This is a genomic window from Mycobacterium sp. NGS11 (genome assembly GCF_059813315.1).
Map to the genome: position 1 here is coordinate 1 of NZ_JCALEJ010000005.1, position 15,809 is coordinate 15,809.

14 protein-coding genes and 1 pseudogene are annotated in these 15,809 nt (G+C 67.1%); 8 read left to right on the forward strand and 7 right to left on the reverse strand.

Annotated features, from left to right (window positions below):
• The 4 genes from AC5Y4T_RS08485 to AC5Y4T_RS08500 form a co-directional block, all read right to left on the reverse strand.
• Positions 1–805, reverse strand: an 805-nt coding sequence (locus AC5Y4T_RS08485) for an SDR family NAD(P)-dependent oxidoreductase (protein WP_499952691.1), incomplete at its 3' end; no start/stop codon positions are given.
• Positions 802–2,658, reverse strand: a complete 1,857-nt coding sequence (locus AC5Y4T_RS08490; RefSeq protein WP_499917536.1) for a flavin-containing monooxygenase — start codon at positions 2,656–2,658, stop codon at positions 802–804. The genes AC5Y4T_RS08490 and AC5Y4T_RS08485, both read right to left, overlap by 4 nt.
• 63 nt (positions 2,659–2,721) lie before the next feature.
• On the reverse strand, positions 2,722–4,098 hold the full coding sequence (locus tag AC5Y4T_RS08495) for an aromatic ring-hydroxylating oxygenase subunit alpha (RefSeq protein WP_499917535.1): 1,377 nt from the start codon (positions 4,096–4,098) through the stop codon (positions 2,722–2,724).
• Positions 4,098–4,961: an SDR family NAD(P)-dependent oxidoreductase gene (locus AC5Y4T_RS08500; RefSeq protein ID WP_499917687.1), complete on the reverse strand. Its 864-nt coding sequence runs from the start codon at positions 4,959–4,961 to the stop codon at positions 4,098–4,100. Before AC5Y4T_RS08500 ends, AC5Y4T_RS08495 begins: the two co-directional genes overlap by 1 nt.
• 219 nt (positions 4,962–5,180) lie before the next feature.
• On the opposite strand from AC5Y4T_RS08500, the gene AC5Y4T_RS08505 reads away from it, so the two are divergent.
• The 5 genes from AC5Y4T_RS08505 to AC5Y4T_RS08525 are packed head-to-tail and all read left to right on the forward strand — an operon-like array spanning position 5,181 to position 11,401.
• On the forward strand, positions 5,181–6,803 hold the full coding sequence (locus tag AC5Y4T_RS08505) for an SMP-30/gluconolactonase/LRE family protein (RefSeq protein ID WP_499952692.1): 1,623 nt from the start codon (positions 5,181–5,183) through the stop codon (positions 6,801–6,803).
• On the forward strand, positions 6,803–7,543 hold the full coding sequence (locus AC5Y4T_RS08510; protein WP_499917533.1) for a GntR family transcriptional regulator: 741 nt from the start codon (positions 6,803–6,805) through the stop codon (positions 7,541–7,543). The genes AC5Y4T_RS08505 and AC5Y4T_RS08510 overlap by 1 nt, the downstream gene beginning before the upstream one ends.
• 18 nt (positions 7,544–7,561) lie before the next feature.
• A complete protein-coding gene (locus AC5Y4T_RS08515; RefSeq protein WP_499952694.1) occupies positions 7,562–9,157 on the forward strand; it encodes an AMP-binding protein in 1,596 nt (531 codons plus the stop codon).
• Complete coding sequence (locus AC5Y4T_RS08520; RefSeq protein WP_499917531.1) at positions 9,150–9,932, forward strand: SDR family NAD(P)-dependent oxidoreductase; 783 nt, start codon at positions 9,150–9,152, stop codon at positions 9,930–9,932. Before AC5Y4T_RS08515 ends, AC5Y4T_RS08520 begins: the two co-directional genes overlap by 8 nt.
• Positions 9,929–11,401: an AMP-binding protein gene (locus tag AC5Y4T_RS08525; protein WP_499952695.1), complete on the forward strand. Its 1,473-nt coding sequence runs from the start codon at positions 9,929–9,931 to the stop codon at positions 11,399–11,401. The genes AC5Y4T_RS08520 and AC5Y4T_RS08525 overlap by 4 nt, the downstream gene beginning before the upstream one ends.
• A gap of 15 nt (positions 11,402–11,416) precedes the next feature.
• On the opposite strand, the gene AC5Y4T_RS08530 is transcribed toward AC5Y4T_RS08525, so the two are convergent.
• Together AC5Y4T_RS08530 and AC5Y4T_RS08535 are read right to left on the reverse strand one after the other, a co-directional pair.
• Positions 11,417–12,559, reverse strand: a complete 1,143-nt coding sequence (locus AC5Y4T_RS08530; RefSeq protein WP_499952875.1) for an NDMA-dependent alcohol dehydrogenase — start codon at positions 12,557–12,559, stop codon at positions 11,417–11,419.
• Between the two features lie 14 nt (positions 12,560–12,573).
• Positions 12,574–13,044 carry an SRPBCC family protein gene (locus tag AC5Y4T_RS08535; RefSeq protein WP_499947131.1) on the reverse strand — a complete coding sequence of 157 codons (471 nt, stop codon included), beginning with the start codon at positions 13,042–13,044 and terminating at the stop codon, positions 12,574–12,576.
• 64 nt (positions 13,045–13,108) lie between these two features.
• Between AC5Y4T_RS08535 and AC5Y4T_RS08540 the strand changes: the two genes are divergently transcribed.
• Both AC5Y4T_RS08540 and AC5Y4T_RS08545 read left to right on the forward strand, forming a co-directional pair.
• A complete protein-coding gene (locus AC5Y4T_RS08540) occupies positions 13,109–13,480 on the forward strand; it encodes a nuclear transport factor 2 family protein (protein ID WP_499952696.1) in 372 nt (123 codons plus the stop codon).
• Between the two features lie 43 nt (positions 13,481–13,523).
• Positions 13,524–13,748 (forward strand): hypothetical protein, encoded by a 225-nt coding sequence (locus tag AC5Y4T_RS08545; protein WP_067122006.1) that lies wholly within the window; start codon positions 13,524–13,526, stop codon positions 13,746–13,748.
• A 145-nt stretch (positions 13,749–13,893) separates the two neighbouring features.
• Here the strand turns inward: AC5Y4T_RS08545 and AC5Y4T_RS08550 are convergent, their stop codons facing one another.
• Positions 13,894–14,664 carry an SDR family NAD(P)-dependent oxidoreductase gene (locus AC5Y4T_RS08550; RefSeq protein WP_499952697.1) on the reverse strand — a complete coding sequence of 257 codons (771 nt, stop codon included), beginning with the start codon at positions 14,662–14,664 and terminating at the stop codon, positions 13,894–13,896.
• Between the two features lie 157 nt (positions 14,665–14,821).
• On the opposite strand from AC5Y4T_RS08550, the pseudogene AC5Y4T_RS08555 reads away from it, so the two are divergent.
• Positions 14,822–15,776, forward strand: a pseudogene (locus tag AC5Y4T_RS08555) (sigma-70 family RNA polymerase sigma factor).
• Positions 15,777–15,809 lie beyond the last annotated feature (33 nt).

Here is a 15,809-nt window from a genome sequence, read left to right on the forward strand (position 1 = left end):
GGCTGCCGACGTCCTCGATCGTCCACGACGACCGGCACACGCCCGGGCTTTCCGCGATGACCGCCCGCGCCACGCGACCCGCCAGCGCGACGAAGAGTTCACCGGTCACCGAGCAGGATTCATGGGAAAGCCAACCGACCACGGGCGCAACGAGTTCCGCGCCCATCGGCGGGTAGGAGGAGGTGTCGATGCCGTCGGCCATTCGCGTCACCGCGGCCGGCACGATCACGTTGCACCGCACGCCCTCGGCGGCGCCCTCGAGCGCGGCGACGTTCGACAACCCGATCACGCCGGCCTTGGCCGCCGCGTAGTTGGCTACGTTGTGGTTGCCGTACAGGCCGCCGATCGACGACGTCAGCACGATGCGGCCGTAACCCGCCTCGCACATGACCGGAAACGCCGGCCGCACCACGTTGAACGCGCCGCGTAGGTGCACATCGAGCACGGCGTCGAAGTCCTCGTAGCTCATCTCCTTGAGCGACGCGCGACGCACGTTGCCGGCGTTGTGGATCAGAACGTCGATGCCGCCGTAGTTTTCGAGTGCGGTCCCGATGATCGCCTCGCCGCCTGCGCGGGTCGCAACCGACGCGCTGCACGCCACGGCCTGGCCCCCGGCCGCCGTGATCTCAGCGACCACCTGCTCGGCCGGCCCGGCGTCGCTCCCGCCGCCGTCCAGGCGGCCGCCGGCATCGTTGACGACCACCTTCGCCCCCCGCGAGGCCAGGAGCAAGGCGTAGGAGCGGCCGAGCCCTCGGCCGCCCCCGGTGACGACCGCGACCCTGCCGTCGAACCTCAAGTCGCTCACGAAAGCTCAAGGCCTTCCAAGTCACCCTTGGCGCGCCACTCGGCGATCAGGTCACCGAAGGCGTAGAAACCCGGCGAGTAGAAATCGCCGAGGAACGCACCGTTGTCTTTGGCGCCACCCTGGCCTTCATTGTTGTAATAGCCAGGGGTGCAGGACATCTCGAATGCCGAGTTGTCGATAGCGAGCTCGGCAACCGTCCTGACCCAGCCGTCTTGGCCCTCCTGACTGGGTTCAACGACGGTGGCACCGCGCTTTTGCGCTTCGGCGATGATGTAGGCGATGTGCTCGGCCTGCTGCTCGAACATCGCGGTGGTGTTGGCCGAGACGCCGCCCTGGATGAAGCCCGTGAAGAACTGGTTCGGGAATCCGCGGGTGGTCATGCCGTGCAACGTCTGGTAGCGGTCGTGCCAGTAGTCGAACAGCGACAGCCCGTCTCGACCCTCGATGACGTCGACGGCGAAGCGTCGACTGATCTCCGTGGAGATCTCGAAACCGCTGGCGAATACGACGCAATCGACCTCGTACTCGACGCCGTTGGCGACGATGCCCTTCTCCGTCAGGCGTTCCACGCCCTTGGACTCCGACACGTCCACCAGCGTCACGTTAGGCAGGTTGAACGCCGGCAGGTAGGTCTCGCTCGAACACGGCCGCTTACACATGAAGCGGTAGTACGGCTTGAGTGCCTCGGCGGTGTCGGGGTCGTCGACCAGCGCGGCCACGCGGCGGCGCAGCCGCTCCATGATCTTGTAATCCTCTTCCTCGCGGATCGCCATGATCTCCTCGATCCCCAGCGAGGCGGGATCCGGGCTGGCGGCAATCCGGGCGGTCATGTTGCGCCCCAATTCGGTCCAGAAGTCGCACACCAGATCCGGCTCGCCGAAGACCACCCCAACAAACGGTGACCAATTGTGGAAGTTACGTTTGCGCTCCTCCTGCCAACCGGGCTGCAGCGCCGCCGCCCAGGCCGGGTCGGTGGGTGTGTTGGCCCGCATGTCCACCGACGACGGGGTGCGCTGGAACACGAAGAGCTGCTTGGAATCCCGGCCGAGATGCGGCACCAGCTGGACGCCGGTAGCCCCCGTGCCGACGAGTGCGACCCGCTTGTCAGCCAGCTTATGCAGCCCGCCGTTGGCATCGCCACCTGTGTAGTCGTAGTCCCAACGGGCGGAATGGAATGCGTGGCCGCCGCCGTTTAGGTACTCCTTGATACCGGGGATGCCGGGCAGCTTTGGCTTGTTGTACGAGCCCTGCGCCATCACCACAAACCGTGCGCGAATGTCGTCGCCGCGGTTGGTGGTCAGCCGCCACCGCGTTATCTTCTCGTCCCAGCGCATGGTCTCGACCTGGGTAGAGAAGATCGCGCCATCGTAGAGGTCGAAGTGTTTACCCATGGCCTGGCAGTGCGCGAAGATTTCGGCCCCGTCGGCGAACTTCTTGCTCGGCAGGAAATTGAGCTCCTCGAGCATCGGGATGTAGCAGTAGGAGTCATTGTCGCACTGGATGCCTGGGAAGCGGTTCCAATACCACACTCCGCCGAAGTCTCCGGCCATATCGATGATCCGAACATCCTGTACGCCGGCCTTTTTCAGGTAGGCACCGGACAACAATCCGGCGAACCCACCGCCGAGGACGGCCACCTCTAGGTCCTCGTTGATCGGCGCGCGGTCGGCGATCGGAGTGTACGGGTCTATCTCGTAGAAGTCCGCCAGGTCACCTTCGAGTTCGAGGTACTGCGCGCCGCCGTCGACGCGTAGGCGCTTGTCGCGCTCCTGGGCGTACTTGGCCCGCAGCGCGTCTATGTCGACGTCTTGCGCTACGTCGGTGGGCCCGCAGGGCTCGTCAGCGGTGGTCATGCGTCTCCTTCTGATAGTGCCGACCCGCGGCGCCCGGCGCCCGCGCCGCGCTTGCGATCGGCACTAAAGCTCCTGCGGTTCGCCGGTACCCATGTACTTCGACAGTTGATGATGGAGATTGACGGTGCTGCGCTCGCGGTACGGGTTGGGTTTGGTGCCCGGGAAGGCAAGAGACTTCATGCCCTGCTGCACGGCGGCCATGTTGGAGAAGTCCTGCGGTAGGACCGAGCGCCACCGGGGGTCTCCGACCGGCGTGTACTCCCACTCCGTCTGCGGCTCTTGGCCTTTCGGGTACAGCTCGAAGACGGACACCTCGAAGATGCACTTGTCCGGGTTGTAGCTGGGATGCGGCCGCGCGCCGTAGCACAGCGCGCTGGTCAGACCCTGGCCGATCTGGAAGTTCGGGAAGATCTGCCATGCGGTGCCGGCCTGCCCGAGTATGTCGGCGGGGATCGTCGGCCAGATCACCCCGCGGGCCTCGTCGTCGCGGCGTGCCGACGCCAGCCAGTGCTCGAGCACCTTGTCGGCCGGTGTCCCCTCGGGCAATTCGTCGACCAGCCGCCTGGCGGCATTCACCAGCGTCTGGGTGGTGGTGGCGTTGGTCTCCTCCATCGTGTACACCTGCATCTCCGCGGTCGACACCCGCGGATCGGCGCCGATGCCCAGGCGGATCTTGGACTTGGTGGCCTCCATGTCCTCGGGCGCGTCATAGCCGATATTGCTGTGCCTGCCTTGGGCTTTCGCCCAGCCCTTGAACTCACCGAACTTGTTGAACTCCGGATGGGTGGTGTAGACGTGGTAGGTCTCGTTGAAGGCCTCCAGCGCGACCTTCCAATTGCAGTCGAAGATGACCCATTTGCGCCACTTGTAGCGCATGTTCTCACACCCGAACGGGTCGAGGATCTTCGCGGCGGGAAACAGGAAGTCGGCCAGCGGCTCGCAGTCGGGGTCCATGTTGATCCACAGCCAGCCGCCCCACGTGTCGACTCGGACGGGTCGAAGGTGGGTGTTGTCGGGGGTGAGAGCGCCCTGCCAGTCCTGTTGTTCGCGGATATGCGTGCACGCGCCGTCCAGGCCGTAGGTCCAGCCGTGAAAACCACAGACGAACGACTTTCGGGTTCGCGCGCAGGCGTTCTTGGCTCCTTCGGGTGTGTCGATCAGCCGGCGGCCGCGGTGCATGCAGACGTTGTGGTGGGCGTGAAACTCGTTGTCACCGGTGCGCACAACGATGATCGAGTCGTCGAGGATGTCATAGGTAAGGTAACTGCCCACCTCGGGGAGCTCCTCGACGCGGCCGACCTGCTGCCAGACCTTGCGCCACAGCTTGTCGCGCTCGGCGCGGGCATAGTCCTCGGAGATGTAGGCCTCGACTCCGATCGTCATCGGCTGCGAGAGTTCTTCGGCCGCTTCGGGATTCGCGCCTTTCGCCGGGCGGGTCATCATAACCTCCTCATCGCCGCGCGGAAGGATTCGTCATGCAGGAACAGCGACGTGTTGTCGGCGCCGAGGTGACTCCACTTGAGGCCCAGGCCGCCGTCGACGAGCAGCGTCTGGCCGGTGATATAGCTCGACAGCTTCGAGAGCAGGAAGAGGATGGCACCGGCCTGCTCCTCGGGAAGCCCACGTCGGCCCATCGCGATCGCCTGGCGGTCGCGCTCGGGGTCCTCGTCGACATAGGTGCGCGAAGCCGCCGTTTCGGTGACGCCGGGCGCCACCGTGTTGACCCGAATTCCGGCCTGCGCCAACTCGAGTGCCATCGTGCGGGTCATCGCGGTGATCGCGGCCTTGGCCGTTCCGTAGGCGATGTGAAACGGCGCGGTGTTCATGCCGCTGATCGAGGAGATCGACACGATCGATCCCTGCCGGTGCTGGGCGACGAGTTCACGCGCGACGGCCTGGCTCATGAAGAACGCGGTGTCGAGGTTGTCGGCGAAGATCTTGCGCCAGTCCCCACGCGTCACCCGGGTGGACGGCATCCAGGTCGACGGCTCGGCGCCGCCGGCGACGTTGACCAGGCCGTACAACCCGCCGTCGGCTTGGCGCGTGTGGTCGATCACCGTGGCGATACCCTCGTCGGTCGACGCGTCGGCCGCGACAGGCACCACGGCCAGTCCCTGGTGTGCCAGCGGGGCGATGTGTTCGTCGAGGTTCTCCTTGGATCGGCTTACCGCGATCACGGTGGCTCCCGCCCGGGCGGTCATGGCCGCAACGGTCGTGCCGATGCCGCCCCCGCCGGCGCCGGAAACCACCACGACGCGGCCGTCGAGACCTAGAAGGTTGACGTGATCCTGGTGATCGGCCATGACCTGCTTTCCCCGCCGCCGCCGCGCCAGCGATCGCAACGAGCTCGATTTACTCATTTTGTCCGGACAAAATGTGGCATTCTGCCCGTTGGAGAACACTATTCCGATCCGAAGACTTCGCTGTCAAGGTCCGTTTGCGCGCCGATGACAGCTATTGTCTGGACTAAGAGGAATTGATAGCGTCCAGCCCAACCGGCTGACGGAAGGACCTCGGCGAGCATGTCCATCTCAAGGGCCATCCCAACGCTGCCCTCGCGGTATGCGCCGCCGCACCCCGTCGACGTGGCCGAGGGCTGGGAGCTCGAACGGGTCACCGCGCCCAGCCGGCTGTTCGGCGCCAATGGCCTGCGCACCGGCCCGGACGGGCGCATCTACATCGCCCAGGTGACCGGCAGTCAGATCAGCGCGCTCGATCACCGCACCGGGGACATCTTCACCGCGAGCCCCAAGGGCGGCGACATCGTGGCGCCCGACGACGTCGCGTTCGACGCCGGCGGCAACCTGTACGCGACCGAGGTGATGGACGGCCGGGTGAGCGTGCGTGACACCGGCGGCCGCACGCGAGTGCTACGCGACGACGTGCCGTCAGCCAACGGCATCACCTTTCATGCGGGCCGGTTGTTCATCGGAGAATGCCGTGAGGGTGGGCGGCTGCTGGAATTCGACCTGGCGGGCGGACCGCCGCGGGTGCTCCTGGAGAACGTGCCCTCGCCGAACGCGATGGAGGTCGGCCCGGACGGCCTGTTGTACTTCCCGGTGATGGGAGCCAACGAGATTTGGCGCATCGACCCTGATGGCGGCGAGCCGCACTGTGTGGCAACCGGTCTCGGTGTGCCCGACTCGGTCAAGTTCGACGCGCAGGGCTACATCGTCTCGACGCAGGTGGCCAGCGGGCAGGTGCTGCGCATCGATCCCCGCAGCGGCGAACAACGCCTGCTCGCCCAACTGAACCCCGGCCTGGACAACTGCACCTTCGTCGACGACCGGTTGTTCGTCTCCAACTTCACCGGTGAGATCACCGAGATCTCACCGGACGGCACAACGCGATCCGTGTTGGCGGGCGGCCTCAACTGGCCGATGGACCTGGCGATGGGCCACGACGGCCGGCTCTACATCGCCGACGGCACCTACTTCTACGTCGCCGAGCCCGATGGGTCCCTGCGCACCGCGGGAATGTTGTTCAGCCCAGGCTATCCCGGCTTCCTGCGCGGCCTCGCCGCGAGCGGGCCCGGCGAGTTCTTCGTCACCACGTCCGGCGGCCAGGTCGCCCGATACCGTCCGGACGCCTGCGAAACCGAGTTACTGGCAGACGGTTTCGACCAGCTCTACGGTATCGCCCTGAGCGGGGGCGGTGTGGTGTTCGCCGAGCTGGGCACCGGACGGGTGCTGTCGCTGCAATCGGGTGGTGTTGAGGTTTTGGCGAAAGAGCTGCGTGAGCCGGTCGGGGTTGCGGTCGACGCGGACGGGGCGTGTCTGGTGGCCGAGGCCGGAGCCGGCCGGGTGCTGCGGGTGAGCGGGTCAGGGATCGACACCGTGATCACCGATCTGCAACGCCCGCAGGGCATTCTGGTCCGGGGCGGCGTGCTCTACATAGTCGATGCCGGCGCCAAGGAATTGGTCGAGTTCGATCTGACCACCAGCGCACGGCGGACGATTGCGGCCGGGCTGCCCGTCGGCCCCCCGCCGGGTGTCACGCCCAAACCGCTGCGCGGCATGCCACCGTTCTCCGGGCCGCAGGGTCCCTTCGCCGGCATCACCGCGTCGGCCGATGGGACGCTCTACCTCTCCGCCGACGGCGAGGGCAGCGTGCTGGCGGTGCGCGCGAGGCCGGACGGACCGTGATGCCGCAGGCGATCGCGGGCGACCACCGCTACCTCCAGATCGCGCGCACCCTGCGCAAGGAGATCGTCGACGGGGTTTACCCGGTGGGTTCGCAGTTGCCCACCGAGCACCAACTATGCGAGCGCTTCGCGGTCAGCCGCTACACCATCCGTGAGGCGCTGCGCCGGCTGCGCGAGGACAACCTGGTGGCTTCCCGGCCGCGGGCGGGCACCCGGGTGGTTCCCCGGCCGGCGTCGAGTTCCTATGCGCAGGACGCGATGTCGATCGACGACCTCCTCGCGTTCGCGGCCGGCGCGCAGCTGACCATCGAATCCAACGCGATGGTGACGATCGACGACGACCTCGCCGAACTGACCGGCCTGGAGGTCGGCACCCAGTGGCTGTCGGTCCGCGGCTACCGGCAGGCCGAGGGCGCGCCGGTTCCGCTGTGCCGGACGGAGTACTACATCAACCGCAGTTTCGCGGCGGTGGGCAGGTTGCTGCAACGCCACGCCGGCCCGATATTTCCCTTGATCGAGGACCTTTTCGGGGTGAGCGTCGCCCAGTTGCACCAAGAGATCGCCGCCGTCCTGCTCGCACCGGAATTGGCGGATGGTCTCGGTGCCGAAGCGGGCACGGCCGCGCTGCAGATGCGGCGCACCTACACGACCTCCGACGGCGAGGTGGCCCAGGTGACGGTCAACACCCACCTGTCGTCGAGGTTCCGGTACGCGATGACGATGCGTCGCGTGGATGAATGAGGGCGCCCAGATGAGGTCGTGGTGATCGCCCGGGCCAGCGGGGCGCATGCGGCGGAGGCATACCGGCGCGGGTGGTGGGTGCGCACGACGCTGGCCGATGCGCTCCGCGAGGCCGCATCCGAAACGCCCCACCGAACAGCCTTGGTGGACAACGACGTCCGTTTGGACTGCGCCGCCCTGTACAACCAGGCCGGCGCGCTGGCCGGCGCGCTGCTGGCGCGCGTGCCGACAGGCAGCACCGTGTCGTTCATGTTGCCGAACTGGCACGAGAGCGCTGTCATTTACCTGGCCGCGACGCTCGCGGGGATGGTGGTGAACCCGATCCTGCCGTCGCTGCGCGACCACGATCTGCGGTACATCCTCGAAGACGCCGGCACCGCAGTGATTTTCGTTCCGAGGCATCACGGCGGCCATGACTACGCGGCGATGCTCGAGCGCGTGGCGCCCGCGATGAGCCGCGCGCCGGAGGTGGTGGTGCTGCGCGGTGACGCCGGGCCGCACACGCCGTATGCGGCCCTGGTGCAGGAGCCACCGCACGCCGCGACCCTTCCGGTGCTCGATCCCGATTCCGTGCGGATGATCCTCTACACGTCCGGCACCACGAGCCGGCCGAAAGGCGTACTGCACAGTCACAATTCGATGCACGCGCTGATCCGTCAGATCCGCGACCACTGGATGATCACCCCGGGTGACACGTTCCTGGTGCCGTCGCCGGTCGCCCACATCGGCGGCTCGATCTACGCGTTCGAATGCCCGCTGCTGCTGGGCACCACCGCGGTGCTGATGGACCGGTGGGATGCGGGTAGGGCGGTCACCCTGATGGACTCGCAGCGGTGTACCCACATGGCGGGGGCGACGCCGTTCCTGCAGCAGCTGTTGTCCGCGGCCGGACGCGCCGGCACCCGGCTGCCCGACCTGAAGATGTTCATCTGTGGTGGCGCCTCGGTGTCGCCGTCGCTGATCCGCAGCGCCACAGCCTATTTCGACCGCGCCGTGATCACCAGGGTGTACGGCTGCACGGAGGTGCCCGTCGCGACGATCGGTGCGCCCGGACCCCGGGAGGCCGGTTACGCCGCGGATACCGACGGCAGGCCCGGGATCGCCGAGATCAAGCTCGCCGCACACGACTCCGCGCCCGACGGCGACGGGGAGATCTGTGTGCGCGGCCCGCAGATGCTGCTGGGTTACCGCCACCCCGAGGACGACTCCTTCGATGCCGCAGGGTTTTTCCGCACCGGCGACCTGGGCCGCTGGGTCGACGACACGTACCTCGTGGTGACCGGCCGGGCCAAGGACGTCATCATCCGCAGCGGCGAGAACATCTCGGCCAAGGAGGTCGAGGACCTGCTCGCCGACCACCCCGGCATCGCCGAGATCGCGGTCGTCGGGCTGCCCGACGAGCGCACCGGAGAACGCGCCTGTGCGGTGATCGTGCCCGCCCGCGGCGCGCGCCCGGACGTCGCGAGCCTGCTCGACATGTTGGTGAGCAAGGGCGTGGCCAGATTCAAGGCCCCTGAACAGGTTGAGATCTGGGATGCCCTGCCGAAAAACGATGCGGGGAAGATACTGAAGCATCGGATCCGGGCGGCTCTGACGCCGGCGAAGGATGGGTGATATGCAGGTCGCAATCGTCACGGGAGCAAGCAGCGGCATCGGCTTGGGTTGCGCCACAAAGCTCGCCGAGGCGGGCATGGCGGTCGTCGGCATCGGCCGCGACGAGGGGCGGCTGGCCGAGCTGGGCAGGGCCGTCGGTGATCCGGAGCGCGTCGCGACACTTGCCGTCGATCTCACGGACGACGATGCGCCGCGCCGCATCGTGGACCTCGCGGTGCGCCGGTGGGGTCACATCGACTTCCTGATCAACAATGCCGGAGTCGGCAGCCCCAAGCCGCTGCACGAAACCGACGACGAAACCCTGGACTACTTCTTGGGTTTGATGCTGCGCGCGCCGTTTCGGCTCGCCCGCGACGTGCTACCGCACATGGGGCCCGGCTCGGCGATCATCAACGTGACATCGACTTTCGCGGTCGTCGGTGGCCTGCGCGGCGGCGCCTACTCCGCCGCCAAGGGCGGACTCACGGCCCTGACCACCCACATCGCCTGCCAATACGGCGCGTCCGGCATCCGTTGCAACGCCGTCGCGCCCGGGGTGACGGTGACGCCGATGGTCGAGCAGCGCCTGGAGGATGAGCGTTTCCGCAAGATCAACACCGAGATGACGCCGCATCAGCGGCTGGGCCGCGTCGACGACATCGCCAGCACCGTCGCCTTCCTGTGCTCGCCGGGCGGCAGCTTCATCAACGGCCAAACGATCGTCGTCGACGGCGGCTGGAGCTCGACGAAGTATCTTTCGGAGGCCGCGCTGGCGGCGCAGTGGATCGAGCGATGAATCTGTTTGCCCTGCTCGATCAGGCCGCGACCCGGTTTGCCGATCGCGGTGCGGTGTATCACGGGGATCGACTGGTGTGCACGTGGGATGAGTTGCGCGACCGCGCCTTACGTCTGGCCGCGTCGATCCGGCAACAGCATGGTGCCGGTGCGCGAATCGCCATCGCGACCCACAACCGTCCCGAGACCATCGAGTTGATGTTCGCGACCTGGGCCGCCGAGTGCGTCGTCGTCCCGATCAACTACAAGCTGCACCCGCGCGAGATGGCGCAGATCCTCGACGATGCTGGCGCGGCGCGGGTCTTCGCCTCGTCGGCCATTGGCACCGAGCTGGCGCCGGTCACCGCGACGCCGACGGAAGCCATTGATTCCGAGGACTATTCGCAGCGGTTGGGCGTCGGCCCGGCACCTCCGCCGCGCACCGATCCGGCTGCGCTGGCGTGGCTGTTCTACACCAGCGGGACCACCGGCCGGGCCAAGGGTGCGATGCTGTCGCACCGCAACCTCATGGCGATGACGGTCGCGCACCTCGCTGACATCGACGCTCCGGACGAGGACTGCAGCCTGGTGCATGCGGCGCCGATGTCGCACGGCTCCGGACTCTACGTCCTGCCGTACGTGCTGCGCGCCGCCCGGCAGGTCGTGCCGGTGTCGGGGGGTTTCGACCCCGACGAATTCCTGGATCTGTGCGAACGTCACCCAGCCGCCAGCACTTTCCTGGCGCCGACGATGGTGCAGCGGCTGGTGGATACGGGCCGCGGCCGGCCGGCCAATTTGAAGGCGATCGTCTACGGCGGCGGTCCGATGTACTCCGAAGGCCTGCGCAAGGCGATCGCGGCGTTCGGCCCGGTCTTCGCGCAGATTTACGGACAGGGCGAGTCGCCGATGACCATCACCGGGCTGCGCCGCGCGGATCACGAATCCGATGACGACGCGCTTCTGGGGTCCGTCGGCTATGCGCGGTCGGGGATGGAGGTCGCCGTGCTGGCTGCGGATGGCCGCGTGGCGCCGCGCGGCGAAATCGGCGAAATCGTCTGCCGCGGAGACGCGGTCATGTCCGGCTATTGGCGCAATCCCGACGCCACCCGCGCGACCCTCAAAGAGGGCTGGCTGTACACGGGCGACATGGGCTCGTTCGACGCGCGCGGTTTTCTCACGCTGCGGGATCGGTCGAAGGACGTCGTCATCAGCGGCGGGAGCAACATCTACCCCCGCGAGGTGGAGGAGGCTCTGCTCGAGCACCCCGGTGTCGCCGAGGCTTGCGTGGTGGGCGCCCCCGATGCCGATTGGGGTGAGGTGGTGGTCGCGTTCATCGTGGGCGCGGCCGAGCCGGCCGCGCTGGACGCCCACCTGCTGCGCCGCATCGCGCGCTTCAAGCGGCCCAAGCGCTACGAATTCGTCGACGAGCTACCGAAAAACAGCTACGGCAAGGTGCTCAAGCGAGAGTTGCGGGCCGGCTTGGCGCAGTGAGACCGGTCGGCTCGGTCAAAGATCGGCGAAGTCGATGATTCCGCGAATGTTGCGGCCCTCGCGCAGATCCACGAACGCCTCGTTGATCTGGTCGAGTTGGTAGTGCCGGGTGACCAACTCGTCGAGTTTCAGCGCACCCGCCTGATACATCGACAACAGCAACGGCACGCTGGTGCGCGGATTCATCCCGCCGTAGAGCGCTCCCCGAAGTTGTTTGGCCGACAGCACCATCTCCTGCAGGATCAGCGGTACCACGGGTTCGGTGTAGGGGGTGATGCCGGTGACCACGCATATCCCCCCTTTGCGAAGCAGCCGCATGGCCGAGGGGATCAGCTCCACGTGCAGCACGCCGGGCGTCACGACGACGCGGTCGGCCATGACTCCGGTGGTGATGTCGGCCACCAGCGGTACGGCCTCCTCGGCGGAGGCCGCGGAGTGAGTGGCGCCGAAGATCTTGGCCGAATCCCGTTTGTATTCAACGGGATCCACCGCGACCACATAGGTCGCCCCGGCGGCCCGGGCCCCCTGCAGGGCGTTCATACCGACGCCGCCGGTGCCGATCACGACCACCGTGTCGCCCGGCTCGGTGCCCGCCGATATCGTTGCGGAGCCCCAGCCGGTGCTGACGCCGCACGACACGAGTGAGGCGGCGTGGAATGGGATCGCATCGTCGATCTTGATGACGGACTTTTCGGTGAGCACGGCATATTCGGCGAACGTGCCGAGCTGACCGTAGGCCATGAGGTCTTCGTCGCCGAGGTGCCGGCGACAGGTTCCGTCGGTCGGCATCTCCCTGGAGAACAGACTCGCGCCGTCGTCGCAGATGTAACTCTGGCCGTTTACGCAGAACCGGCAACTCCCGCATGCGGGAATGAACGACATCGCCACGTGGTCCCCCGGCCGCACCGACGTCACACCCGGGCCGATCTCTTCGACGACACCGGCGCCCTCGTGACCACCGAGCATCGGGAACCAGTCGGGCTCAGGGATACCCGTTGACGCACGTACCTCGGGGGTCGGCAGCACGTCGCCGGTGACGAGGTGGTCATCGGAGTGGCAGATGCCGGCAACGGCCATGCGTACCAAAACCTCACCGGCGCGGGGCGGATCGAGTGCAACCTCGCGAATCTCCCAATCCCTGCCGACCCCTTCCAGCACAGCGGCACGACACTTCATTGCGACCTCCCAGACTCGAAGTGACTCCTGATGCCGGCCAGCATCTTGACGTGCGCCTTGACCCCTTCGCGGATGGTCACGCCGGCCAGTAGCCGCGGGGCGGTTATGCCTATCCGCTCGGTGACTCGGGTGCCGCCGTCCGCCGGATCGAATCTCACCGTGCCGCGCAGCCGAACCCCGGGGGACTGATCGGCCTCGGTCAGCACGTCGCCGCGCGCGGGCACTCGCAGCCGGGCCCGATAGCTGGTGCGTATGGTCAACGGCCCCAATGGGATTCGGTCGACCACGCGGTAGGTCTGCTGGTAGCCGTCCGGGGTTGCGCTGCGGGACAACGTTTCCACGGACACGATCAGCGGGTGCACGAGCTTGATGTTGTCGAGGTCCACGTAGAAGTTGCGGACCGCCTCGGGCGGCGCGGGCACGTGTTCACACAGCGTCCGTTCGGCGTGCACGGTCCACCAACTCATAAGAGGAACCTAGCCCGGCAACGATTCGGCGCTTACCGTGGACTCACGAGCGAGCGGAGAAGACATGGGCACCGATGGCCAAGTGGTCGAACGCTACCTGGAATGCCTGGCGGCTCATGACTGGGACGGACTGGCCGACACCATCGCCGAGGAGGGCCTGACCCGGGAGGGGCCGTTCTGCGACGTGGTCGAGGGCAAGGCGCACTACGTCGCCTACCTGCGCAAGGTGTGCACCAATCTGCGGGGCCACCGGCTGGACGTGCGGCGGGTCTCGCGCGTGGATTCGCGGGTGTCGTTCGCCGAGCTGTCCGAGACATTCGAGATCGACGATGTCGCGAGCACGTGGCCCGAATGCATCCGGTTCGAGCAGAACGACGACGGGTTGATCTCTCACGTCAGCGTGTTCTTCAAGCAACGGGGCGCCGCCGCGAAGTAGCGGTCTATTCCCTCATTTGCGGAATTGACCTAACGTGTCATGCATGGAGGCAGATGGAACTCCGGAGTCGGTGTCGGTCGAGAGCTTGCACTCGGGCGACCCGATCACCGATTGTGGTCAGCGGTACATAGTTCTCGAATCGAAATCCTTCAGCGACAGCTGCGTGGTGCTCGAGCTGGAATCCAGGGTGGATCACCAACTGCAGGTCATCGAGAAGTCGTTTCCTGCCGGGTATCAGGTCGGCAGGGCGAACCACCGAATCTTATAGCCTGAATCTCTGAGCCGAACATTGCGCGAGTAGCCGGTCGACGGCTACCGCGCTTTCGTGTTTTTGGGCCATGTACCAGCGCGGCTGAGAACACGAAATCCGCTGCGCCACTGAGTTTTCGCGCGGCGGCGGATGGCGTGGGTGGTCAGGACAGCGCCGCCAGGCCGGTGGAGCTGAGTAGGTACGCGCCGCCTTCGGCGGCGGCGCCAGTGGCGATCTCCAGGACCGACTTGCCCACCAGTTCGGCGGTGAGCGCGGGTCCGGCGGCCCGCAGGAACGAGTCGACGTCGACGCCTTGCCGTTCGGCGTAGGCGGCGACGGCGACCGCGCCGAGGTCGGTGGCCGGCGTCAGCCGCGGCAGCACGGCCGTGAAGCCGATCCCCAGCCCGGCGCGTTGCGCTTCCATGGCCGCATAGCCGGTGATGAACCTGACGGTCGCCTTCGCGCCCGCGTAGCCGCCGGACAGCGGTGATCCGTTCAGCGCGGTGCCGCTGGACATCACGATCACCGAGCTGCCCGGCGCCAGCGGGCGTCGCAGCGCTTCGCGAATCCAGTGAAATGCCTGCGCCACGTCCACGTTCCAGTTCGCGCTGAACGTCTCCCAGGTCTGATCCGGTAGCGGCGTCATCCGCGGCGTCGCTCCGGCGCACAGCACAAGTGTGCGCGGCCGGTACTGGTCGATGAGCCGACGGGCCGTCCCAGGTTCGGCGGCGTCGGCCACCTCCGGGGTGAACGCGTCGCCGAGCCGGGTGCGCACCTCTTCGAGTTGCGATCGGGTACGCGCAACGCCGACGACCTGTGCGCCCGCCGCCGACAGCGCGCAGGCGATGGCACGGCCGAACCCCCGACCGGCTCCGGTGATGATCGCGGTGGTGCCGACGAGCCCGTCGGCATGGGCGGTGCGGGGCTGGTTCATGGTCTTCTCACTCTCGCTGGTCTGGCGGCCTTTGCCGCGTCTTCACTGATTCAGATACGAAGCCGCATCGGGATTCATCGCGCCCGGACCGATGAATTTTGGCGGCGCGACGTCTCTAAGGAAGTAGGTTTCGCCTCGCAGCCGAGAGGAGACGGTCGTGCCGGCGCAGGAGGATTTCGTCGAACAGGCGGCGCCTTTTCGGGCCGAGCTGATCGCGCATTGCTATCGCATGCTGGGCTCGGTGCACGACGCCGAGGATCTGGTCCAGGAGACGTATCTGCGGGGCTGGCGCGGCTATCCGGCCTTCGAGGAACGCGCGGCGTTGAAGACGTGGCTGTATCGCATCGCGACCACCGCCTGCCTCCGTGCGCTGGAGAGCCGCGCCCGCCGCGTGCTCCCGATGGGGGTGGGGGACGGCTCGCTCGACCCGGACACCGATTTCGACGCGAAGGCCGGCGCGCATGCCTAGCTCGAGCCCATTCCGGACTCGATGTTCACGAGCCCGGAGGACGACCTCGCCGCCAAGCAGAGCGTGCGGCTCGCGGTGATGACCGCGCTACAGGAGCTGCCGGCGCGACAGCGCGCGGTGTTGATTCTGCGCGACGTCGTGCAGTTCAGTGCCGCCGAAGTCGCCGAGCTCCTCGAGACCACACCCACAGCGGTCAACAGTTCGCTGCAGCGCGCCCGGGCACGGCTTGCCGAACTCTCCCCCGCCGAGGAAGACATCTCCGAGCCCGGCGATGCGCAGCGCCGCGAATTGCTCGACCGGTATTGCGCCGCATTCGAAAACGCGGACATGGCGGCGGTGACGGCGCTGCTGCAAGCCGACGTCAAACTCGAAATGCCGCCCATGCCAATATGGTTCACCGGCCGCGACGCGGTGCTGCGGTTCCTCGCCCGGCGGGCTCTGACCGAGCCCCGGCGATATCGCGATGGTCCCGACGGCCGCGAATGCGCAACCCGCCGTTGCCGAGTACCGGCGCAGCGCCGACGGGTCAATGGCGGCCCATTCCATTCACGTCCTGACCACCGGCGCTACCGGGATCGCCGGCATCACCGTCTTCCTCGACCCCGGCTTGTTCAGCACGTTTGGTTTGTCGCCAACCCGGTAACCTTGGTCCAGGGACGTAATCGCACCCTTGCTC

Excerpts from the sequence above, each read along its gene's own strand:
- AC5Y4T_RS08495 (WP_499917535.1), bottom strand. The coding sequence starts at position 4,098 with ATGACCCGCCCGGCGAAAGGCGCGAATCCCGAAGCGGCCGAAGAACTC.
- AC5Y4T_RS08510 (WP_499917533.1), top strand. The coding sequence starts at position 6,803 with ATGCCGCAGGCGATCGCGGGCGACCACCGCTACCTCCAGATCGCGCGC.
- AC5Y4T_RS08540 (WP_499952696.1), top strand. The coding sequence starts at position 13,109 with ATGGGCACCGATGGCCAAGTGGTCGAACGCTACCTGGAATGCCTGGCG.
- AC5Y4T_RS08505 (WP_499952692.1), top strand. The coding sequence starts at position 5,181 with ATGTCCATCTCAAGGGCCATCCCAACGCTGCCCTCGCGGTATGCGCCG.
- AC5Y4T_RS08525 (WP_499952695.1), top strand. The coding sequence starts at position 9,929 with ATGAATCTGTTTGCCCTGCTCGATCAGGCCGCGACCCGGTTTGCCGAT.
- AC5Y4T_RS08500 (WP_499917687.1), bottom strand. The coding sequence starts at position 4,961 with ATGGCCGATCACCAGGATCACGTCAACCTTCTAGGTCTCGACGGCCGC.
- AC5Y4T_RS08545 (WP_067122006.1), top strand. The coding sequence starts at position 13,524 with ATGGAGGCAGATGGAACTCCGGAGTCGGTGTCGGTCGAGAGCTTGCAC.
- AC5Y4T_RS08520 (WP_499917531.1), top strand. The coding sequence starts at position 9,150 with ATGGGTGATATGCAGGTCGCAATCGTCACGGGAGCAAGCAGCGGCATC.
- AC5Y4T_RS08490 (WP_499917536.1), bottom strand. The coding sequence starts at position 2,658 with ATGACCACCGCTGACGAGCCCTGCGGGCCCACCGACGTAGCGCAAGAC.
- AC5Y4T_RS08535 (WP_499947131.1), bottom strand. The coding sequence starts at position 13,044 with ATGAGTTGGTGGACCGTGCACGCCGAACGGACGCTGTGTGAACACGTG.
- AC5Y4T_RS08550 (WP_499952697.1), bottom strand. The coding sequence starts at position 14,664 with ATGAACCAGCCCCGCACCGCCCATGCCGACGGGCTCGTCGGCACCACC.